This is a genomic window from Paenibacillus oryzisoli, from assembly GCF_001653565.1.
Lineage (GTDB): Bacteria > Bacillota > Bacilli > Paenibacillales > NBRC-103111 > Paenibacillus_E > Paenibacillus_E oryzisoli.
This window is the reverse complement of sequence record NZ_LYPB01000087.1, coordinates 106,771-129,391: the sequence shown is the minus strand read 5'-3', so window position 1 is coordinate 129,391 and position 22,621 is coordinate 106,771. Positions and strand designations below refer to the sequence as shown.

Annotated in this window: 17 protein-coding genes; 12 read left to right on the top strand and 5 right to left on the bottom strand. The window is 44.5% G+C overall.

What is annotated here, in order from left to right:
• The first annotated feature begins 14 nt into the window (after window positions 1-14).
• From A8708_RS27710 to A8708_RS27675, 8 genes are all read left to right on the top strand, one after another.
• Window positions 15-1,817 carry a cache domain-containing sensor histidine kinase gene (locus tag A8708_RS27710; RefSeq protein ID WP_082927843.1) on the top strand — a complete coding sequence of 601 codons (1,803 nt, stop codon included), beginning with the start codon at window positions 15-17 and terminating at the stop codon, window positions 1,815-1,817.
• Between the two features lie 99 nt (window positions 1,818-1,916).
• The gene (locus tag A8708_RS27705) at window positions 1,917-2,882 is read left to right on the top strand and encodes an ABC transporter permease (RefSeq protein WP_068669068.1); all 966 of its coding nucleotides are present in this window, start codon (window positions 1,917-1,919) and stop codon (window positions 2,880-2,882) included.
• A gap of 11 nt (window positions 2,883-2,893) precedes the next feature.
• Complete coding sequence (locus tag A8708_RS27700) at window positions 2,894-3,775, top strand: carbohydrate ABC transporter permease (protein WP_068669067.1); 882 nt, start codon at window positions 2,894-2,896, stop codon at window positions 3,773-3,775.
• Between the two features lie 80 nt (window positions 3,776-3,855).
• Window positions 3,856-5,388 (top strand): extracellular solute-binding protein, encoded by a 1,533-nt coding sequence (locus A8708_RS27695; protein ID WP_068669065.1) that lies wholly within the window; start codon window positions 3,856-3,858, stop codon window positions 5,386-5,388.
• 141 nt (window positions 5,389-5,529) lie between these two features.
• Window positions 5,530-10,461, top strand: coding sequence for a sugar-binding protein (locus A8708_RS27690; RefSeq protein WP_068669063.1), 4,932 nt, complete (start codon window positions 5,530-5,532; stop codon window positions 10,459-10,461).
• A 66-nt stretch (window positions 10,462-10,527) separates the two neighbouring features.
• Window positions 10,528-11,142, top strand: a complete 615-nt coding sequence (locus A8708_RS27685) for a polysaccharide deacetylase family protein (protein ID WP_068669061.1) — start codon at window positions 10,528-10,530, stop codon at window positions 11,140-11,142.
• Window positions 11,143-11,352: 210 nt separating this feature from the next.
• A complete protein-coding gene (locus A8708_RS27680; RefSeq protein WP_204787650.1) occupies window positions 11,353-12,708 on the top strand; it encodes a sulfatase-like hydrolase/transferase in 1,356 nt (451 codons plus the stop codon).
• Between the two features lie 122 nt (window positions 12,709-12,830).
• Window positions 12,831-13,280 carry a tellurite resistance TerB family protein gene (locus tag A8708_RS27675; RefSeq protein ID WP_068669057.1) on the top strand — a complete coding sequence of 150 codons (450 nt, stop codon included), beginning with the start codon at window positions 12,831-12,833 and terminating at the stop codon, window positions 13,278-13,280.
• Window positions 13,281-13,394: 114 nt separating this feature from the next.
• Here the strand turns inward: A8708_RS27675 and A8708_RS27670 are convergent, their stop codons facing one another.
• Together A8708_RS27670 and A8708_RS27665 are read right to left on the bottom strand one after the other, a co-directional pair.
• Complete coding sequence (locus A8708_RS27670; protein ID WP_068669055.1) at window positions 13,395-14,141, bottom strand: hypothetical protein; 747 nt, start codon at window positions 14,139-14,141, stop codon at window positions 13,395-13,397.
• Window positions 14,142-14,250: 109 nt separating this feature from the next.
• Window positions 14,251-14,676 carry an SRPBCC family protein gene (locus A8708_RS27665; RefSeq protein WP_068669053.1) on the bottom strand — a complete coding sequence of 142 codons (426 nt, stop codon included), beginning with the start codon at window positions 14,674-14,676 and terminating at the stop codon, window positions 14,251-14,253.
• A gap of 146 nt (window positions 14,677-14,822) precedes the next feature.
• On the opposite strand from A8708_RS27665, the gene A8708_RS27660 reads away from it, so the two are divergent.
• Window positions 14,823-15,392 carry an SF0329 family protein gene (locus A8708_RS27660; protein WP_068669051.1) on the top strand — a complete coding sequence of 190 codons (570 nt, stop codon included), beginning with the start codon at window positions 14,823-14,825 and terminating at the stop codon, window positions 15,390-15,392.
• Window positions 15,393-15,408: 16 nt separating this feature from the next.
• Here A8708_RS27660 and A8708_RS27655 read toward each other — a convergent pair whose 3' ends face one another.
• Together A8708_RS27655 and pdxR are read right to left on the bottom strand one after the other, a co-directional pair.
• A complete protein-coding gene (locus A8708_RS27655) occupies window positions 15,409-16,533 on the bottom strand; it encodes a diguanylate cyclase domain-containing protein (protein WP_239696870.1) in 1,125 nt (374 codons plus the stop codon).
• 672 nt (window positions 16,534-17,205) lie between these two features.
• On the bottom strand, window positions 17,206-18,639 hold the full coding sequence (pdxR, locus tag A8708_RS27650; protein ID WP_068669047.1) for a MocR-like pyridoxine biosynthesis transcription factor PdxR: 1,434 nt from the start codon (window positions 18,637-18,639) through the stop codon (window positions 17,206-17,208).
• Between the two features lie 224 nt (window positions 18,640-18,863).
• On the opposite strand from pdxR, the gene A8708_RS36900 reads away from it, so the two are divergent.
• The 3 genes from A8708_RS36900 (at window position 18,864) to A8708_RS27635 (ending at window position 21,474) form a co-directional block, all read left to right on the top strand.
• A complete protein-coding gene (locus A8708_RS36900; protein WP_275667939.1) occupies window positions 18,864-18,998 on the top strand; it encodes a hypothetical protein in 135 nt (44 codons plus the stop codon).
• A 657-nt stretch (window positions 18,999-19,655) separates the two neighbouring features.
• A complete protein-coding gene (locus A8708_RS27640; protein WP_239696869.1) occupies window positions 19,656-19,943 on the top strand; it encodes a hypothetical protein in 288 nt (95 codons plus the stop codon).
• Window positions 19,944-20,283: 340 nt separating this feature from the next.
• Window positions 20,284-21,474, top strand: coding sequence for a hypothetical protein (locus A8708_RS27635; RefSeq protein WP_068669041.1), 1,191 nt, complete (start codon window positions 20,284-20,286; stop codon window positions 21,472-21,474).
• 91 nt (window positions 21,475-21,565) lie between these two features.
• On the opposite strand, the gene A8708_RS27630 is transcribed toward A8708_RS27635, so the two are convergent.
• Window positions 21,566-22,180, bottom strand: coding sequence for a 50S ribosomal protein L25 (locus A8708_RS27630; protein ID WP_082927842.1), 615 nt, complete (start codon window positions 22,178-22,180; stop codon window positions 21,566-21,568).
• Between the last annotated feature and the right edge of the window lie 441 nt (window positions 22,181-22,621).

Sequence of the window (22,621 nt, the reverse complement as noted above, 5' to 3'; positions counted from 1 at the left end):
AAGGAGTTGATCCAGTGAGAGGGGTTTTTCAAAAAAGGAAAAGCTATGCCTCCAATTTGTGGGAAGGTGTTGTGGCGGTCAGGAGATGGATGCTCGTCTACGGATTGCTGATATTCCTGCCGGCCTGCATTATGTTGTTCGTTTATTACGAACAATCCTCCCGGATTTTGCAGGAAGAAGTGACCCAGACGATGCAACAAACGCTGAAACAAGCTGGTATCAATTTAAACTCACGGCTCAACTATGTTCAGAATTCATCCCATACGATATTCAAGAATCATAAGCTGTATGAGAATTTAGATCCTGCTAATCCAATCATTGAACGCATCGCTCAATCCAAAGAGCTGCGCAATTTGCTTGAATCGGTTCAAACGGCGCCAGACATTGTCAGGGCTCGTGTGTTTACCGATAGAGCAAATTTATATGGCTTCGATCTATTAAATCTATTCCCATTAGACAACTTCAATGAACGGCCATGGCATGAAGAGATCTTGAACGCGGGCGGGAGCATCGTGTGGACGGGAATCTATGAGGAAAACTATCTGGATTCGGGACCAGTAAGGATTCTTTCTTGTGCACGTATTCTACGGCACCCTCGGAATTTCGAGCGGACGCTTGGTGTGCTCGTGTTGGATGTCCCTGAGCGTATGGTCACAGAGGTTATTTCAGAGTTGGATTTTCCAGCGCAAAGTCGTGTTTATATCGTGGATCGTAATGGAACTATTATTTACAACACCGAGGAATCATTGATTGGTACTAAGGCTAAGCTTGCGAGCGATGTCAGTGGAGAAATCCGCGAACGGACTGAAAATGGTATCCGCTTGTTCGAGATGCACGCGCCCATACGAACCGCGGATTGGCAGCTCGTGCTAGATGTGCCCAAGGCTGGCCTAACTCAACGCGCGACGACATTAAGCCAGTGGTCAGGTATCGCGACCATTGCGGGTATGACGGTTATGTTCTTGATTCTTGTATTTATATTAATGGCATTTATTATTAATGGCATGAATCGTCGAATTCAATCCGTTTTTAAGACAATCCGAACAGAAGGTGTTGAAGGGCTAGATGAAGCACGTACAACTGCAGGGAGTGATTTTAATTTATTGGAACGAGTCGTCGATCACTTGGTGAATCGGGTCAAAGATTTAATGGAGGAAGCTTATCGTTCGAAAATGCTTGAACGAGAGGCAGAGCTTCGTGCGCTACAGGCACAAATCAATCCGCACTTCCTCTATAATACGCTGGATACGATTAATTGGCTGGCGATCTCCAGAGATGCCGACGATATCAGCCATATGATCGAAAGTTTATCGGACTATTTCCGGCTTAGCCTTAACAAGGGGAAGGATCATGTCAGTGTGGTGGATGAACTAGAGCTCGCAAAAGTATATTTGGAGATTCAACAGAGTCGATTTCCTTCCACATTCGAATTCATGATTGAAGTGGATTCGGAGGCGAGCAAATGCGTTATTCCGAAGCTGACGCTGCAGCCCATTGTTGAGAATGCGCTGTTGCATGGTATCCGTAAGAATAAAAATAAAATTGGAATCATCAGTATTTGTGCAGAGGTAAGTGGCGATGAGCTGCAGATTACCATTAAAGATAATGGGATCGGTATGGATGAACAATTAACCGCTAGTCTGTTGTCCACATCGCAACCTTCACGTCATGCGGAAGGAAGTGGCAGTTCGTACGGTCTTTATAATGTGAACGAGCGAATTAAGCTGATGGCCGGCTACGACTATGGTCTGTCGATCCATTCCCGTCTAGGCGAGGGCACCCGTGTAATCGTTCGTCTGAAGGCAATGAAAGAGTAAGTAAGTAGGATACACCTAGAAAGTGTCGGATTACCCTCTACATGATGTACCAGCCTGCAGATACAATGAAAGCATAAGTGCAGGAGGTGCAACTACAGTATGAGCGAGCTTATCTCACAATGGAATGGAAAGGCAGGGGAAGCCAAGGTATCGCATAACCGAGAAAGCAGATGGAAACAGGCATGGCGGAACATCGATACGTACTTGCTGTTGGTGCCAGGACTTCTTCTACTGCTGCTGTTCAAATACACACCGATGTATGGCGTGTTAATCGCATTTCAAGACTACAACATTTTCGATGGGATCACGGGAAGTGAATGGGTCGGACTCGAGCAGTTTCGTAAACTCACGCAATCCTCCGAATTCATGCAAGTGTTCATGAATACGCTGCTTATCAGTGTATACAAGATCGTGTTGCTGTTCCCGATTCCGATCCTCATTGCTCTATTGCTGAATGAGATTCGGTTCTCAGCGTTCAAACGGACCATTCAGACCATTATCTACATGCCACACTTCTTGTCATGGGTCATCATCTCTGGCTTGTTCATGACAATCTTGTCGCCATCCGATGGGCTTGTGAATGCCGTGATTCACTGGTTTGGCGGAGAATCCATCCGGTTCTTCATGGACAATCACATCTTCCGAAGCGTTATTGTGTTCACGGCAGGTTGGAAAGAAATCGGCTGGAATGCGATTATCTTCATCGCCGCTCTCGCCAGTGTCGAACAGGAACAATATGAAGCTGCTTCAATCGATGGGGCGAACCGGCTGCAACAAATGTGGCATATCTCACTCCCGGGCATTGTGCCGACGATCATCCTCATGCTTATTCTTCGCCTTGGTATGGTGCTAGATGCAGGGACAGAACAGATACTGACCATGTATAACCCGACTGTCTATGCATCAGGTGATGTCATCGGCACATTCGTTTATCGAACGGGTCTCGGCAAGATGGATTACAGTTTCAGCACGGCGGTTGGACTATTCAATTCGGTCGTCGGTTTCATTCTCGTCATATCCGGCAACGGGCTCAGCAAAAAACTGCTGAATCGTAGCATCTGGTAAGGAGGACTGATATGCATATCCGCAAAAGAACACGCAGTGACTGGATATTAGATATCTTCGTCTACAGCTTCATGATCGTGTTAGGACTGATTACCTTACTGCCGATGATTCATGTGTTCTCCAAATCCGTTAGCTCGGATTGGGCACTTGTATCTGGACGAGTAAACCTGCTGCCAGTAGGCTTCCAGCTCGACACGTTAGTAAAAGTCGCTACATCAGAGGCATTCGGCAGAGCTTTCCTAATTTCAGTCATCGTCACTGTAGCAGGGACACTTCTGAGCATCTTGGTGACAGCAATTACCGCCTATCCATTGTCTAAACGCAACTTACCCGGCATCTCGGTCATTATGGTATTGTTCATCTTCACAATGATGTTTAACGGAGGTCTCATCCCGAGTTACTTGTTGATACGGGAGCTGCACCTGCTGAACAACCTATGGTCCCTTATTTTGCCCGCCATGATCTCTGTTTTCAATATGTTGGTGATAAAGAGTTATTACGAAGGGCTTCCCGAAGCACTAGAAGAATCGGCGCGAATGGATGGAGCGAGAACGTTTACTATTCTGTTCCGTATTATTCTACCGCTTAGTATGCCAGTTCTCGCAGCAATTGCATTGTTCTATGCAGTTGGTTTCTGGAACGACTACTTCAGTCCTATGCTCTACATCAGTGATCCATTGCTCAAAACGCTTCAACTGCATCTGCGCGATATCGTAATGGAGAACGATACGGTGAATGCGCTCAATAAATCAGCAGACGATCTGATGAATATGTCACCAGAAAGTATTCGAGCCGCTACTGTTGTGGCCTCTACCGTGCCTATTCTCCTCGTATATCCGTTTCTTCAGAAGTATTTTATTAAGGGCGTACTGATTGGTTCTGTCAAAGGTTAATGCTGCATTAACGTCGGCGGAATGCATGCCGCTGCTTAATGATAAATCGCACTAAATTTATATAGGAGGGTTAAAAAAAGATGAAGAAAACGATGAAATGGGTCGCACTTCCCGTAGTAGCCAGCCTAATGTTCCTTTCTGCATGCGGCTCAAATAGTGAAAGTGAGAAGAGCGGTACGCCTGCTCCGTCTGTGCAACCTGCGACTGCTGGACCTAAACCCGAATTGAAAGCGCTTATGCGACTGGGCCCTAACTTCAGCAAAGATCCAATCGCCGCTATGCTAGAAGAGAAGACGGGGTATAAAGTCAATTACGAAGCACTTCCCGTTGATAAGCCGGAGGACAAACTTAATCTGCTTATCGCTTCCTCCGAACCTTACGACATTGTCTCAACAGCCGGTGACAGCAGTTCCAAAGCGATTTATGCGGATTATGCCAAGAAAGGTGCACTGGTCGACCTGACTCCGCTTATAGAGAAGTACGGTAAAAACATCAAAGCGTCACTGTCCAAGGAGACGCTTGAGATGGCTAAAGTCGACGGCAAAATCTATGCGATTCCGACGCGAACCCTTGAATCCGTCGGTACGAGCCTGCTGATCCGTCAGGATTGGTTGGATAAGCTGGGTTTGAAAGTACCGACCACACTTGATGAGCTTCAGATTGTTCTCAAAGCGTTCAAGGAGAAGGATCCTGGCGGTAACGGCGCCAAGAACATTCCGATGTCGATCAAGGGCGACGTTCCATTAGTCGACAACCTTGTCGGCGCTTTCGGGATGGTCAATGATTGGAACGATGTGAGTGGTAAACTGATTCCACGTGCGATGAATCCTGCGTTTAAGGAATATCTGACCTATATGACGGATCTTTATAAGCAAGGGCTGCTCGATCAGGAATTCGCGATTAACAAGGATGCTACGGTTAAAGAGAAGTTTACGAATGGCAAGGCAGGTGTCATCACGTTGCATTGGGCCGACATTCCTGCGATTGACGATGCGCTCAAGAAAAACGTCCCAGGAGCCACGTATACGTACATGCCAGCACTGATCGGCAAAAATGGCCAGGCAGGCTTGGCGCAATCATCCGGATTCGATAGGTTGACTTTTATTCCGAAAGCTTCGAAACATCCCGAAGATGCGATTAAATGGATGGACGCGAAGCTGGTACCGGATACGTTTAAAAATATGGCGATCGGTGTAGAGGGCACACACCACACGGTTAAAGACGGCAATTATTACCCGATTTTGCCGATATTCAATGACGAACGAGGCACAGCTAGTAACTATTTGACTGGCATCGATGAAACGAAATATCCGGTCTATTGGCAAGCACGTGTTCGCAAAGACGAACGGTTATACAAAGGTTGGGAATTCTTGAACAAGTTGCAGAAGCCAGAAGTATTCAAGCAGAATCCACTTGGGTTAGCCCCATATTTCCCTAATTACTCTAAGGAAAATGCACAACTCAATCAGATGGTCAACGATTATGCCGTCAAAATCATAGTCGGCGGCGAACAGCTGACAGGCTTTGATGCCTTCACAGATAAATTCAAGAAGGCCGGCGGCCAAACGAGCTTCGACGAGATCAACTCGTGGTACGCGACCACTCGTAAATAACACCGTGCGGCAGTCTGCCGATGACGTTTCGTCTGCGCAGGCTGCCGCATTTTCTTTTCTCTTTGATAAGGAGGAGTAAAGAAAGGGGGGATGCTGGCTGTAAGTCTAGCAAGTTAGTATCCAAACTAGGAGGGAAATGGGATGATTGCTTTGGCATTTGCGAAAAGGTGGAAATGGCATGTATGCATGGTGTTCTTATTTCTAAGCGGTATGTTGCTAGGGGCTGCTTCATCCGTTAAAGCTGCTCAGCAAGAGCCTTATAATTGGCAAAATGTGCGAATCGGAGGCGGAGGATTTGTTACTGGCATCGCGATTCATCCGACAGAGCCGGATCTCGTCTATATCCGTACTGATGTCGGAGGCGCCTTGCGCTGGGATCCGGTTAAACAGGAGTGGATTCAACTTATGAATGCGCTTCCAAGAGAAAAGTATAATGAATACGGCATCGACAGCATCGCACTGGATCCGTCGAATCCGGATGTAGTTTATGTGGCAGCTGGCAAGTTCGATTATGTAGGAGCTCCGTCGGATATTCTGAAATCCACGGACAGGGGAGCGACTTGGGCATCAACTGGATTTGCTCCTAGGCATTATGGCAACGGTCCAGGTCGAGATTTGGGTGAGCGGCTTGCCCTAGACCCGAACAATTCTCAGATCATCTATATGGGAACTCGTTATGATGGACTATGGAAAAGCACTACCAGCGCAAGTGTAGGTTCATGGGAGCAGGTAACTAACTTCCCAACCATTGGCGCCAATCCGACTGGACTCAATTTTGTTTTATTTGATAAGTCTACAGGATCTCCTGGAATTGCTACCCAAACGATCTATGTCGGGGTCAAAGGCACTGGCATTTACCAGACTATTGATGGCGGGGCGACGTGGTCGCTGATGAATGGAAGTCCGCTAACTCCTCGTCGGGCTATTCTAGCAGGTGGCGGCACCCTGTACGTCACTTATGAATCAGGTGTCACGAAGTTTGCAAATGGCATATGGACGGACATTTCACCTCCAGCGTCAGGTAGATACAACGGGATTACGGTTGACCCAACCAACCCGAACATCGTGATGACAGCTGTTGAGGACGGTACGAACACACCTGCGCCGATCTACCGATCTTTGGATGGGGGTGCAAACTGGACACAAATCACCTTCGTCAAACATCAGAATGTTCCTTGGTGGACGAGTAACTGGTTTGCCGCCAATACATCGACATTGACGATCGATCCCCATTATCCAAAGAGGGTATGGCTCACCGACTTCTATGGTACATGGCGGACCGATGATATAACAGCTAGTCCTTCCCACTGGTATACGTACGAAGAAGGCCACGAAGAAGTCGTGACATTCGCTTTGCGCAGTACACCGATCGGTGCACCCCTGCTGAGTGGGCATGCGGATGTCGATGGTATGCGACACACGTCGCTAACTACGTATCCTAGCGGCAAATTAGGCAGTCCGTCTCTGGGCGACACGGTTTCCATTGACTTCCAAGAGAGTAATCCGAACTTTATCGCTCGTGTAGGTTCTACACGTTATGCCGGTACAGGCGGCGGTGGTTATAGTACCAACAATGGAGGAACTTGGACGGCGTTTCCTAATCCCCCTGGTATGGCGGGCCGCATCGCTGTGTCTGCTGGAAGCGAAACCTTGGTCTGGGTACCGCAGTTCGGCAGTCCGTTATATTCGACCAATCGGGGGCAAACGTGGAATCCTAGTACAGGGGCACCATCCGGAACTATACATGATTTCTGGGTCTGGTACCAGCCGCTAGCATCCGACCGCGTCAACAACAATACGTTCTATCTGTTGGAACGCAATACGTGGAAAGTATTCCGGAGTACGGACGGTGGGGCCTCTTGGACAGTTGTGTCCACGATGCCGACAATTCCAACGAAGACACCGGCCTATTTCAGTATTAAGGCAGCACCAGGTAAGGCGGGCGAAGTGTGGGTTAGCTTGGATGGCAGTGGCCTATGGCGCTCTAGCAACTCCGGCGATTCCTGGACTCAGGTGCCGAATGTGCAGCAGGCAACCTTGTTTGCTTTTGGCAAGAATAAGCTCGGATCTTCGGATCCTACGGTCTTCGTATATGGCAAGGTCGACAATAGCGTGGGTATTTTCCGCTCCGATGATTTCGGCACGACTTGGGTGAAGATTGATGTAGCTAATCCTGCGATTGGTGCAGAAGCGAATACGATGGAGGGTGACCGTCAAACATGGGGTCGCGTCTATATCGGAACGAATGGGACCGGTGTTTTCTATGGCGATACCTTGATGAGCGAAGGAACCGATACGGAATCTCCGACAACGCCTTCGAACTTAATATCTCCATCGCATACATCAACGAGCGTCAACTTAACCTGGACGGCTTCAACCGATAATACGGGTGTAGCAGGGTACAACATTTACAGTGGAGGCGTATATATCGGTGCAACGACAACGCTCTCTAGTACGTCATATACCGCAATCGGCCTAACACCTAGCAGCGCTTATTCGTTTACGGTGAAAGCCAAAGATGGAGCAGGCAATCTCTCGGCTGCCAGCAATTCGCTGAGTGTGACGACAGCACCTCCACCGGCTCCTCCGACGAATCTAGTAACTTCTATTTCGACGATCACGAGCCTGACCCTGAGTTGGAGTCCCCCAGCCAATCTCGCTGGTGTCGTCGGATATAACCTATACGTGGGATCGAAACAGGTAGCTACGACCTCAGGTACGACGTATACTCTCACAGGTCTTCTTCCTAACCGTACGTACTCAGTTACCGTTCGATCGGTGGACGGTGCAGGCAGCACTTCAACAGCTAGCAATCTACTTGCTGCAACAACGGCGACAGGCCCGGGCACCATCGCTTTCAGCGACGATTTCCAGGATGGAGCAGCGGAAGGTTGGACACCTGCGAATGGTACTTGGTCTGTCGTAACATCAGGCGGATCCAAGGTTTACAAACAATCTTCTTGGCTAGGGACGAATGCGTTCAGTACAGTCGATACCAGCTCATATACCAACTATAGCGTGGAAACGAATATCAAAGTTACTCAGAATGATATCGACCTTGCAGCCGGTATCACGGCCCGGTATACGGATCCGAACAATTTTTACTATTTCCGTATCAAAGCAGGCAAGCTGCAAATCGGCAAATCGGTGAATGGTACCGTCACGATTCTCATTGCCAAAAATTATACGATAACGACGAATGAAGTGTACAACTTCACTGCGCTGTTAAACAACTCAACACTCGATTTCTATGTAAATGGGTTTAAGGAATTAACTGTAACGGATACCAGTCTAACTACGGGTAAAGTTGGTCTCTATGCCTTCAAAACGAGTGTAGAGTTTGACAATGTCAAAGTGGTTCATGATCGCGATTTTGCACCTCCGACAGCGCCAGGGAATTTGAGTTTATTGTCCAAAAGTGAGACCACAGCCGATTTGGCATGGGATACTTCCTCCGACAATATCGGGGTCACGCAATACGAGGTATATCAAGGTTCATCGTTGATTGGAACTGTAATGTCCAACACATATTCCGTGAGTAACCTCACAGCGAATACGAATTATATGTTTACCGTAAAAGCAAGAGATGCGGCAGGCAATGTGTCCGGAACGAGCGCTTCACTCAGCGTCACGACTGAACCGTATTTGTTTCAAGCTAAGAAAACAATTACCGCTATTACCGTAAATGGGTCCCTTGACGAACAAGTTTGGTCATCGTTCAAACCTGTGAAGAAAGCAATGATTGGGACTCCGAACAATACAGCTGAATTCAGCTCGCTCTGGGATAATACGTACTTGTATGTAGGTGTCAAAGTGCTTGACGGTCAATTGTACAATACCTCGGCTCAGCCTTATAATGATGACTCGATTGAGATTTATATTGACAGCAATAACAATAAAGGCGCGACTTATGACAGCTATGACCAGCAGTATGTCAAAGGGTGGAATGACAGCACGCTATGGTTGCAGAGAGTCATGCCAAATGGCGTGCAACATAGTTGGGCTCCCATATCAGGAGGGTATAGTGTGGAACTAGCGATTCCATGGAGCACGCTCGGACTTACACCAACTGCTGGATTGACCATCGGATTTGACGTAGCGAACAATGATAATGACGCGGGTACCAGTCGGGATAGTCAGTTGATGTGGGCCGGAACGAACGATAACTGGACGAATACGTCCGCCTTCGGAAGCTTACAACTTTCTTCCATCACTACAGGGGATTTGCAACCTCCGACAGCACCGACGAATTTGACTTCGCCATCTCACACGGACCGGACTGCAGATTTGGTTTGGACGGCTTCAACAGACAATGTAGGCGTGACTGGTTACGAAATCTATTCCGGCGGTAGTGTTGTGGCAACAGTAACTTCGACGACTTACACGGTCACTGGGCTAACACCGGGGGCTACCTATTCCTTTACGGTAAAAGCGAAAGACGCGGAAAATAACAGATCAGCGGCGAGCAGCGCAGTCAGTGTCACGATGGATGCGTCTTACACACTGATTCCTGTCACCAAAACGAATAGTGCTATTCTAGTCGATGGTTCACTGAACGAAACGGCATGGGCCATCACAGTGCAAGCGAACAAAAATGTGATCGGAACCTCTAACAATGGAACACAATTTGGGTTATTATGGGATAATACGTATTTGTATGTCGGGGTCACCGTCTCCGATGGAGATCTATTCAACAATTCGCCGGAGCCATATTCCGACGATTCCATTGAGATTTATGTGGATGGCAATCATAACCAAGGCGCGACATACGACAGCTATGACCGACAATTCATCAAAGGTTGGAACGACACGTCGCTATACGAAGCGAGAAGCCTCACGAACGGCGTGCAGCACGCATGGGCCCCGACATCGGCTGGATACAGTGTCGAAATGGCAATTCCTTGGAGTTCACTTGGCATTACGCCATCCGCGGGAATGCTGATCGGCTTTGACGTAGCGAATAACGATGAGGATGATGGCAACGGTCGTCATAGCCAGACGGTTTGGGCTGGTACATCCAATAACTGGTCGAACACGTCCGCCTTCGGAGAGTTGAAGCTGGTATTGCCGTAGCTGCTGGTGATGAATCGAGCAACTTTACGTTTAGCTTAATTCAAAGATCGAAGGGAGGCTAAGCACATGAATATTATCCATCAAGTTTCAACTTCACACAAAGCCATTGCTTTTACGTTTGACGATGGTCCTAATCCCGAATATACACCTCAATTGTTGGATATTTTCGACGAGGTTGGCGGTCGTGCTACTTTTTTTATGATGGGTCAACAAATCGAGCTGTATCCTGACACAACGCGTGATGTTCATAATAGGAAACATGAGATTGGAAACCATACCTATTCCCATCCTTTTATGACCCAAATCAGTTTGGAAGCGTGTGAACATGAACTTCGGGAAACAGACAGATTAATTTCAGAGGTAACAGGTACACCGCCCGTTGTCATGCGTCCTCCGTATCTAGATTACAACAATGAGGTTGATACCGTTACTGCCAAATTTGCCTATCCCGTCATTGGATCTGTAAATGGGGGGACAAGAGATTGGGAGATGCCTGGCGTTGACCATATTCTTGAGGTAACTCGAGCACAAATCGGTTGTGGAAGCATTTTTCTCTTCCATGATGGCTTTGGAGATCGCTCGCAAACCATAGAGGCTGTTCGAATCCTGGTCAAAGAATTAACAGACCAAGGTTATGAGCTTGTTACGGTTAGTGAGCTCTTGCAAATGGCGGCATCATAATTAGCATTACCAATCCAATCTGGTCATCATTCTTACAACATGAATATGGCTTGATCTTAGAGAAGCTGTGTAGAATTTTAATTCTACGCAGTTTTTCTCACGTCACATAATCGTTGATATCATCCTAATTAAAGTTGTTTTTCTAAGTTATATTCCATTCTCTTTTCCTCTACAATTGAATTTAAATAGTAGAAGGTGATGATGAAAATGATGAGTAAACATCCGAATGTCATTGTATTTTTTACGGATCAACAGCGATTCGACACGACAGGGGTTCATGGTAATCCACTTGGTCTAACACCAAATTTTGACCGTATGGCAATGGAAGGCACACATGTATTCAATTCGTACACTTGTCAGCCTGTCTGTGGGCCAGCTCGGTCATCCTTGCAAACAGGCAAATATGCGACTGAAACGGGCTGCTATGTTAATGGTATTCCATTAAAAGCAGAAGAGAAGACCCTAGCTCATCATTTCCGTGAAGCAGGCTACCATACAGGCTACATTGGCAAATGGCATTTGGCCGGTCAAGAACCGGTTCCAGAAGCGCAACGCGGTGGTTATCAGGAATGGCTAGGGGCTAATGTGCTCGAGTATGCATCGGATGCGTATGACACGGTGATGTATAACGGCGACAATCTCCCCGTTAAGTTGCCTGGCTATCGGGTAGACGCACAGACGGATGCGGCAATCCGGTATATCGACAAGCATCAAGAAGAGCCTTTCTTCTTATTCTTGTCCTACCTGGAACCACATCACCAGAACCATACTGACAATTATCCAGCGCCAAAAGGATATGAAGGGCGCTATAGTGGCAGTTCCTTCGTTCCTGGCGATCTTGCATCGCTAGGCGGAACGGCACATGCTCATCTTGGGGGCTATTATGGGATGGTCAAAAGACTCGACGAAGCGCTGGGCCGCATATTCGATGCTTTGATCAGCCTGGGGTTGGAGGAAGATACGATAGTCATGTTTACTTCGGATCATGGCTGCCATTTCAAAACAAGGAACAATGAGTATAAACGTTCCTGTCACGACAGTTCCATCCGCGTCCCGACCGCTTTCACAGGAGGACGTTTTCGATCAGGCGGTCGTCTGCAGGAGATGGTTTCCCTAGTAGATTTGCCGCCAACGCTTTTAGACGCTGCTGGTATTCCGGTTCCAGCATCCATGCAGGGGCGTTCCTTGCTCCCACTATTGCACGGTGAGCGAGAGGGGTGGCCGGAGGAAGTTTTCGTGCAAATCAGCGAATCGCAGGTTGGCCGTGCAGTCCGGACACAGCGCTGGAAGTACAGCGTGACGGCGCCAGCGGGGAATGCGAATGTGGATGCAGGATCCGATGTCTACGTCGAGGAATTTCTGTATGACCTCCAAGCCGATCCGCATGAGTTGAATAATCTAGTTGGTGTTGAGTCGTTCACATCGGTGGCAGCTGATTTACGTGAGCGCTTGATTCGCCGAATGCAGGAAGCCGGCGAAGCCCCGCCAACTATACAAAGTGCTCCAATACGGCGAAATTCAGGCGCTCGACGAGTGTCGGTGAGTGAGTTGCGTAAGAAGTTGTAACAGGTTATAAATTGACGACTTGAATAGAAGCACTCGATTGATTTCTACATTATTTGCTAAATTATAAAAATGTCTCTAAAATAAAGGAAGCATCGAAATTATAAATAATGGAGGCTTCCTATATGAGTATTGGATTCAAATCATGGTTGCAAAATTCTAAACAAGGATTATCCGAACAAGTGAAAAAGTTCAAGAATAAGGACTTTATGGATGCAGTAGTTGCCGGATGTGCGGTTGTAGCTGCTGCAGACGGATCTATTGATGCCAATGAGAAGCAAAAAATGGCTGGTTACATAAGCCGGAGTGAAGAACTAAAAGTATTTGATATGAGTGATGTTATTGCTCGATTCAACCACTATGTTGGTAACCTAGAATTTGATGCGATGATTGGCAAACAAGAAGCACTGAAGTCAATTGCCAAATTCAGCGGTAAGCCTGAGATTGGGCGAGTTATCGTTGGTGTATGTAGTGCAATCGGTGCCGCTGATGGTGATTTCGATGATAAAGAGAAAGCAGCGGTTCGCGATATTTGCAATTCACTTGGATTAAATCCTAGTGAATTCAACTTATAAGATTGTTTCTTAAAAGAGAAGCCAGCAGACCTCAGGGTTTGTTGGCTTCTTGATCGTTAATCAACAAGAAGCAGGATCCCTTTGATATCTAAGGGATCCTGTTCCTTAACTATATTAGTTATTTGTATACCCGTAGTGTGCAATGACCGGTTGTGATGATTGCATGCTTCCTTGTTGTGAGAATCCGCCGTGTTGGGAATTCTGTGCCTGGTAGCCGCCATAATGAGAAATGACCGGCTGTGAGGCATTTTGCGAGTATGCATTCATTTGAGAAGTATGGTACGGTTGTGTATGTTGCGAATTCTGTTCTTGATAGCCACCATAATGTGAAATGACTGGCTGGCTAGTGTTTTGAGTAAATGCATTCATTTGAGAAGTATGGTAAGGTTGTGTGTGCTGCGAATTTTGGGACTGATACCCACCATAATGGGAAATAACCGGCTGTGAGCTGTTTTGCGTGTAAGAACTCATTTGGGACGCAGGATTACTGTAACTGTTGTATTGCGAATTCTGTGCTTGGTAGCCGCCATAATGAGAAATTACTGGCTGTGTGGTATTTTGGGAGTAAGCACTCGTGTGGGATACAGCGTTAGGCTGAAAGCTGTGTTGGGAATTTTGTGCTGAATAACCGCCATAATGAGAAATAACGGGCTGAGAGGAGTACTGTGTGTAAGAATTCATTTGGGATGCAGGGATATGATTGCCTTGCTGGGCATTTGACGCGGAATACCCCCCATAATGAGCAATGACTGGCTGAGAAGAATTCTGCCCAAAAGCATTGTCCTGCGAGTAATTAGAATTTGCATATCCGTTCATATAAGATGATTGAGACGCGTTGTTTTGTTGTCCGAATTGATTCATGGTTGATTTCCTCCTAAAATATCTGTATTGGCTTGAAAGCCTACATTATTATTAGGATTCCTTCTGTTTTTATCCTGTGAATAAATGGTTATTAAAACGGTCTTAAATCTTATCTAGAAGATTCACTATATTTTTTAAAATTGTCGAGAAACGCCTGCCAGCCTGCTTTTTGCATCTCGACAGGATTACTCGTTTCTGGTTCGAATGTTTCAACTACTTTGGTTTCGTTGTCTTGACGAATAAATGTGATCTCAACTTTTCTTCCGTCTCCCAAAGTATAGGAGATATATTCATGAAGTCTCACATCATCATAAATTCCACCAAAATCAAATCCGAAACTACCGTCCTTGGCTTCCATTCTTGTAAGGAATTTGCCACCAACTCTCAAGTCATTTTCAGCATTTGGCGCATGCCATTCATCAGAAGCGAACGACCATTTCGTGATATGTTGCGGTTCTGTCCATAATTCCCACACTTGTTCAGCTGGAGCACCTACCGTAGTTTCTACTGTAATTGTTTGATTAACTGTTTCCATTGTAATTACCGCCTCACATATTCATATTTTAATACTTTACTTGGTAATTATACCATTTAGGTCAAGTACGCATCATAGAAAAAGTTGGACACGCGGTCAATCTCGAGCAGCCCAAACTTAGTAATCGAGAGACATGGGGGAAAAAAATGGCTTGGAGTAAACTGAAACAACAGTTGGAGAGTTTTCTCAGTCCAACGCTACATGGAAGGGTCGAATACCTTTCAACTAGCTATCGCTATTTACCAGATAAAGCTGGACTTTGTTATCTTGCGGTGGATAAAAAGAAAGTACTTAATATGAGTGACAATGGTTTCAGATGGTATCAGACTGAATTGGAAATCAAGAACGATCCAGATATCCAGGTTCCAATCAACACCGAAGAAATTGAAGCAGTCAGGAAAGATACCAAAGGTGTCGTTCCAGAGGATCGCTTGGTAGTAATGGCAAGAAATAGAAAAATATCGGATATTGCCAAAGAGATCTTGTCAGCCCAATCATCTTTATGTAAATCAAACTTTAGCGTTACAGCTACCAAGTTTTTATCCATTTCTATAGAGGAAAGCATAGAGAGCAATGATATATTGTTGAATATCCTAGCGTTAATTGATAAGCGAGTTGGAAAAAAACGAATATTAAACATGAGCGAGACGATTAAGGTAAAACATCCCATTGTACAGTATTTTCATGAACTACGACTTCGTACGTTTGTCAAATAACTGATTCCCAAGTTTATCAAAGTGAGAAATCGGTTTTTTTTGTTCGTTTCTTTCTATACATAGCCTCATCTGCGTTCTTCATTAATATAGCTACATCTGTAGCATCCCTTGGGTATAAACTGAATCCAGCACTGAATGATATCGGAATTTCAATCCCCTTATACTCAAAAGGGCGCTGGAGTAAGAGGGACAATCGGAAGTTTAGTGTACGTTCTAGTTCATTATTTTCACCCGTAGAGGAAATGATCCATACGAATTCATCTCCGCCAATCCGTCCTATCCGATCATCAGGTTGGGAGCAATCCTTCAAAATATGCGCGATGTGCTTTAGGTAAAGATCACCAATGGAATGTCCAAATCGATCATTTATCGGTTTGAAATTATCTAAGTCGATTAAGATAAGGGCAAAACATTCTTGACGCGCTATCTTTTCTTGCAATTGCTCTTGAAGGGCTGGACGATTATATAAATCCGTAAGTGAATCATGGTGTGCTAAATATTTATAATTTTGCTCTGATTTCAATAATTTACGTTCGGCAACCTTGAGTGAAGTAACATCAGTGAGGTGAATCACAAATAGTTTCTCATCGGTTTCCTCGATTAATTCAAGACCCATAATCAAATCCAACTCATCATTGTTCGGATTCTTTAATCGAGCTTCCCATTGGTATTTATTCTCATCTTGAATCATAGCTAACCTCTCAACGATTCGCAGATTATCTTCAAACTGGAAATAATTCATTATTTCATGCGTAGGGATTCCGTCAAGCCATTGTTTTGCTTTGGGATTCATTTCTATAATCACGCCATTATGATCCAGCAGCAGGATTGCTGTTGGGGCGGATTTGAAAAGAATGTGAAATAGCTTACGGTAATCGGGCATAATATCATACTTCCCAATCAAATGACGTAATACAATAGCCCATACCAAATAACCTATGAAAAATAGGATCATTGCATTTCGAGCATTCACAAATTTTAGTTGTAAAAGTAATGTGACAAAGATAAACCATGCAAACAGTGAGAATAAACTGAGAAGGAGAGAGAGTAGAACTTGTCGATGTTTTACTTTATTTGCCCGGTACCAAGAAACAGCAAGGATTATAACGGAAAGTAGAATATACCCTGCAACAAAGCTCACCGTAAGGAGCAAAAATAGTGGATCCAGAGGACTTCTTCCATCCGTTACAGCAGCATTAAATAAGACCCGATGATCTTTCGTAACTAGAAATACCATCCATAATACATAAGGTGCCCCATAAATGAGAGGCAACACTCGCTTGAAAGATGAAGTAGTGGGGCTTCCCATAAGTATACTGAGATGGACTAAACAGCATATGACCAATAGAAGCATTGGACTATTTCCATATAGAACAATCTGCATTTGATACTGGGGCAACAAAGACGTTTTAATATATTCCCCTAGAAAATAAAACTGAAATGCAAACATAAGCAGAGCCGCGATTCGGTTTATCATGCTTCTCATATTTCGATAAATTAAGGTTATAGCCATGTAAAAAAAGAAGAAGGATGGAAGTAAGATGGTTAAGAAATCCATAAACAGTTCATTCATATATGTTTTACCCTATCGTAATCGTTGTAGTGGAAATGATTTGTGACCACATGGTAGCATCCACTCTCACAGTAGCATGAATTTTACCATGGATGCAATAGTCCTTATTTCTTTAAAATGGGGCGGAACATACGGATTCCGTGCAATGAAAAAGACCTGGCAGCTCGTTAGCCAGGTCTTTCTGTGTTATGAGCGGCCGTGTAGAATGTCTCGCGGCTGTTCTATATGTGAAGCTTTCATTTAAATCAACGATCGTATTGCCTTAGCAAATCTAGCTATTCCCAATGCAATCTCATCCGGCTTAGCCCTGGAGAATGTAAATCGCACGTATCCAGAATCAGAACCATACACACTCCCTGGTACCATGACAACCCCATTCTTAATGGATTCTTCCAGCAAGATACTGTCCGGAATGTTCGGTATTAATTTGCACCAAAAATGTATTCCCCCTACTGGCACTACGTACTCGATTAAACCTGAAAGTTCCTTCTCTAAGGATTCAATGAGTAAATCCCTTTTGAATTGGAGTTGGATACGCAAACGCTCCAAATGAGGATGAAAATACGATGATTGCAAAAATTGCCCCGCTACCTGCTGTGGAATGATACTTAATCCGAAATCCATCTGTTGTCTAGCATCGGTTAACCGTTCCACAATGGAACGAGGAGCCACCATCCATCCGATTCGTAAGCCGGATGCTGCAATCTTAGAGAAGGACCCAATATATAGAATCGAACCCATGGTATCCATTGATTTGAGTGGCGCAAGAGGGAGGCCGTCATAAGATGTTAAGCTATAGGGGTCATCTTCCACTACAGGAAGTCCTAACTCAGAAATGATTTCAAGAAGACGTTTGCGCCGCTCATCACTGAGTACCGTTCCGGTTGGGTTCTGGTAATTTGGATTCAAGAACACCATCTTAATCCGATGTTTTTTGTATAATGTGCGAATATCTTCTGGCTCTATGCCATGAGTATCGACAGGTAGTCGGAATAATCGAAGCCCAGCCGATTGAAACATTGGCAGCGAATAACAATAGGAAGGATCTTCAATTGCAACGGCATCACCAGGAGATAGTAGGCATTGCGTGATGAGATATAACGATTGCTGAGAGCCGGATGTTATAAGTATGGAAGATTCTGACGCCTGAATTCCACGATAATTATGTAGATAATCTACTAAAGCCTCTCTTAATAGCATAGAACCCTGAGGGTTATCGTAGCCCAAATAGGACGTGTATGCGTTTTTACTCATGAGTTCAGCGATTTCATCAGTAGGGGCTAGATCAGCAGATAGTTCACCGCTTGCAAAATCGATTAATGTCGGATGCTGTGCTAACGCCTCGCGAATTCTCCGCAAAAAAGGTAGGTTCGGTAGAAAGCTGCCTCCTTCAGCAAACCGACTCCAGTTAGGCGTGTGTTTCGGAGTTGCGCCCCATTTGGAAGTGCTTACTCGAGTTCCGCTTCCCGTGCGGCTTTCGATAATCCCCGTGGATCGAAGTTCTGCGAATGCAGAAATGACGGTGCTTCGGTTCACTTCAAATTGCTCAGCAAGTTTCCGCTCTGAGGGCAATAAGCTTCCAGGAGGAAATTCCCCGTATGAAATTCTTTGCTCGAGATAGTCAGAAATTTGTTGGTATAGAGCTATTTTACTAGTACGATCAGGTTTCCACATCTTAAAATCCCCTTGCGTATTCGGATCAACCAAATAATTTTATATATATATTACCACTTAACTACAATAAATAGTCGAGTTTTCGCTTTGGACCCGCAAGTATGCTGTGAAATTGGATGGCAAATAAAAGTGGTTAATTGGTTGGTTACATATGTCCATTTCAAATTTATGATAATTACAAGATTTACACTTGGTGATATGAACACTAGAAAGGAGATGGACCAATGGCGGCTTTACTATCATTTATTATGCTTTGCGCTGCATTAGTAGCAAGTCCATTGCTCATTGCTATAGGGGGCAGGATTGTCATCCGTCAAGATGATCTTGAAATTGAAATGAAAAAGTCGACTACACGTTAAAAGGAGAGGATTTACATGAATAATTCACATAGAAATGACTACGAGCAAAAATTGGATGGACTTCTTCCATTAACTATTATATTCTTCGTGTCCATTTTTTCAGGTGTCTTTTACTTCTTAATAAACGAATTTATTGTGAAATAAAATGGCATATCTAAAATAAAACAACCACTTAGCGGATATAACCGCCAAAGTGGTTGTTTTTTATTATTTCTTATTCGTTAACAAACTTAACAATATACACTATCAAGACTATGAGGGCCAAAGGGAAGATAATGACATAATAAAGAGAAAGATTGGTAAATATGCTTTTGGTTTGACGATCATATCCCGGATTTCCTTCTTTATTTTTATTGGAGAGGCCAATCGCGAAAGTTGCTGCTCCCCCGAAAATTAAAATCACAGTAAATACAATGTAATAAACATACAACGGCATATTTTCACCCCCATTTCGTATTCAGTCCCATAGTAACAGTTCTTAAATGACCTGTAACCATCCAATAGGTAAGAAATTGATCGATCCAATTTACATTGTTTCAAACAAGTCATATTGGCTTTAATAGGAAGTAGTCTATAAGAAAAGGAGTGTTTGAAATGTCTACACTACATACACGATTCGTCTCTGTATCCAACCAAAGCCTTGGTAGGGAGGCCTCTATGAACGAACACCTTGAAGTCCGCGGGACTGAGGTAGAGATTGAAATGTTACGTCAAATGCTTGATCAATTAAAGCGGGACGATGAATTGACCCAATTCAGAGCTCCAATTCCGTATAAATCCGCTGATCACGATAAAGCAACGGATCAATTTAACGATGACCTGCTCAAACTCTATCAATTCATTTACAATTTGGGAACAGAGAAGACGAGGGCTCATATTTCTGATATGAACATACTTCATAAGCTACAAAATACCGATTACGAGGATCCCGGTTATGAGCGTTAATCTGTTACATACAGATCTGGAAGGCTGAACCTTCACCAGGAGTGTTTATTGCAGGAGGTGGTGCGGGTGATCTAACTCCCAATGAAATACTGGTTAACAATACAACGGGGTCTGAAGTGACGATATTCTTACTTATTAGTGCTGTAAATATAGCCGATAACACCGGAACAATAAGTCGATCCGAGTAGCAGGAACACTCTCATTCAACCTTTTAATTGGCTGGAACATAGGATACACTGCTGCTGATGGTCTAGCGCCAGAGACGCAATGGACAAGAACTTATGACACAGGATTTGCACTCTCTGAAGTACAAGAAATGTCAGGAAATAGGTACACAGTGATGGGGACCTCAAGTGAGGGCGACGTATACCTTGCACATATTGATGAAGAAGGAACTCAACAGTGGTCAAACGCCTTTCAACTGCATGCCATAAATTCATCTGGTGTTGAAAAAAAGGCAGCGGTTTCCTCTATTCGCCATTTAGAGGATGGGGGATATATCGTTGGAGGAACTGTCCCAGGATTTTACTTTCGCTATAATGACTATGTGATTGCCAAAACAGATGTAAGCGGCGTAATTCAGTGGTCACAGGTAGTTGATTCTGGAGCTTATGGTCACTTTAATATGATTCGAGAAGCAAAAGATGGCGGTTACATCCAAGCTACTTACTCAGAAAGTCTTAATATCGGGTCGTTTCATACTGAAGTTCAAAAGAGAGATCGTAATGGTGCGAGCGAGTGGACTACGGTGATAGGTGCTGGCGGACCGAATAGCCCACAAGTAGAAGCACGATCGATCGAGGAAATTGCAGATGGCGGCTTTATTGTCAGTGGGATCAAAGATACTAATATGGCTATTTGGAAATTGAATTCTTCAGGCGAAATTGAATGGGAGAAGATTTATCTTTGTAATGCTGGCTATGTAATTCAAACAAACGACGGCGGTTATATAATCGTTGGTTCACGTTCAAAAGACCAAACTGTACTGATAAAAACCGATAGCGTAGGGAAAGAGAGTTGGATGAAGACGCTTGCTGGAGGATATCCAGTTTCCCTAACGACTACCAGTGATGACGGCTACTTAATAGGCCAGTCTCAACTTGTTACTAAAACCGATGCTGAAGGGACTATGCAAAGGGCTAAATCTGTCCGTGGTTCCACCAAAGCAATCACAGTTAGGAGTGGAGGATTCTTGTTTCTTACCTCTCCAGACACACTCATGAAAATAGGAGTTTATTCATCCCCGCAGGGATCAAGTCTGAAACTTGATTCGGAAGATTATAGTCTGAGTGTCGGACAAACATTAGATACTGTCCTCACTTCCGTTTACGGGGATCGAAAGGTCAATGTCAGCCAATACGGCAGCTATTCAACTGCAGATCCATCCATAATGACCGTAGATAGTTTGGGTAATATTACGGGACACAAATATGGGCAAACGGTATTAACAGCGACATATAATGGATTGCAAACTTCAGCAAATGTATACGTCTATGGTAAATCCCGCATTGTGTTGAATTTTCCTCAATAAAATAAATATAATGACATCTACGAGAGTTTATAGATATAAAAAAGAGCTTGGCATTGAAGCCAAGCTCTTTGCTTTCCATTAGATTGTTCGATTAAAGTTCTACCTTAGTGTCCTCTTCCGCGGCAGTTTCTCCGACAGTTGGTTCAAGTGATTCATCTAGTTTCTGAGCTACAAGGATATTAACAAGAATTGCTTCTGGATCTGTTAGAATCTCTACATCTTTGCCCGCATCCAAATCGGAAACATGCAATTTATCACCTATTCCCAGTTTGCTGATATCCACTTCCAAAGAGCTAGGCAGCTTATTTGGCATACAGCGAATCATAACCTCATGCATCTCAACCTGCAGCATTCCGCCTTCTTTCGTGCCGATAGGCTCTCCGATGAAATGAACAGCCACAGCAGTATCAAGCTTTTCTTTCATATTAATTTGTAGAAAATCGATATGCAGCAATTGTCCATGTAAACTGTCCTTTTGAACTTGGTGTATTATCACGGGATGCTTTTTCTTGGAAGGGAGAACAACTTCCAAAATTGCATGTGCATTACTTTTAAGTGCGGCTCGGATTACTTTCTCCTCAACGGCTACATGCTCGTTTTTCATTCTACTACTGTATACAACTGCTGGAATCTGCCCTTGTTTTCTCATCTGTTTTAACCCATAGGTACGCTCTAATAGTTGAACAGAATTACTCGAATTACGCAATACGAACACCTCCTGAATGATTGCAAAAGCAGCTAAAAGCCCTACTATTACATACCCAATTCAGAGAAGACTCAAACACGATATCAAATTTCACAGGATGTTTCTCGCGTGCAAGAGAGGATCAAGTTCATCGCAGATACGTTTATTGTGGCTGAAAGAGCTGACGAAATCCACGGTTAATTAATTAAAATTACAAAAAATGAATGAATGCATGTTCGACATGACATCCTAACAATATATGTAAAGAGGAGAGGGGCAAAGGCGGTGGCGGATTACCTATTTGTATTATTGTTATTGGCCCTGTACATAGCCTTATTCAGATACGATTGGCATCGATTGGAACGAAAGTCGATCATATGGGGATTTGCACTCGGTTCTCCTTCGCTTTATTTAATCACCCTGTTCTTGTACCATCCGGCATGGCCGAACCCTGGTGAATGT

Bases quoted from the DNA above. Each gene is read 5' to 3' on its own strand.
- A8708_RS27705 (WP_068669068.1), top strand. From the start codon at position 1,917: ATGAGCGAGCTTATCTCACAATGGAATGGAAAGGCAGGGGAAGCCAAG.
- A8708_RS27700 (WP_068669067.1), top strand. From the start codon at position 2,894: ATGCATATCCGCAAAAGAACACGCAGTGACTGGATATTAGATATCTTC.
- A8708_RS27695 (WP_068669065.1), top strand. From the start codon at position 3,856: ATGAAGAAAACGATGAAATGGGTCGCACTTCCCGTAGTAGCCAGCCTA.
- A8708_RS27690 (WP_068669063.1), top strand. From the start codon at position 5,530: ATGATTGCTTTGGCATTTGCGAAAAGGTGGAAATGGCATGTATGCATG.
- A8708_RS27685 (WP_068669061.1), top strand. From the start codon at position 10,528: ATGAATATTATCCATCAAGTTTCAACTTCACACAAAGCCATTGCTTTT.
- A8708_RS27680 (WP_204787650.1), top strand. From the start codon at position 11,353: ATGAGTAAACATCCGAATGTCATTGTATTTTTTACGGATCAACAGCGA.
- A8708_RS27675 (WP_068669057.1), top strand. From the start codon at position 12,831: ATGAGTATTGGATTCAAATCATGGTTGCAAAATTCTAAACAAGGATTA.
- A8708_RS27670 (WP_068669055.1), bottom strand. From the start codon at position 14,141: ATGAATCAATTCGGACAACAAAACAACGCGTCTCAATCATCTTATATG.
- A8708_RS27665 (WP_068669053.1), bottom strand. From the start codon at position 14,676: ATGGAAACAGTTAATCAAACAATTACAGTAGAAACTACGGTAGGTGCT.
- A8708_RS27660 (WP_068669051.1), top strand. From the start codon at position 14,823: ATGGCTTGGAGTAAACTGAAACAACAGTTGGAGAGTTTTCTCAGTCCA.
- pdxR (WP_068669047.1), bottom strand. From the start codon at position 18,639: ATGTGGAAACCTGATCGTACTAGTAAAATAGCTCTATACCAACAAATT.
- A8708_RS36900 (WP_275667939.1), top strand. From the start codon at position 18,864: ATGGCGGCTTTACTATCATTTATTATGCTTTGCGCTGCATTAGTAGCA.
- A8708_RS27640 (WP_239696869.1), top strand. From the start codon at position 19,656: ATGAACGAACACCTTGAAGTCCGCGGGACTGAGGTAGAGATTGAAATG.
- A8708_RS27635 (WP_068669041.1), top strand. From the start codon at position 20,284: ATGGGGACCTCAAGTGAGGGCGACGTATACCTTGCACATATTGATGAA.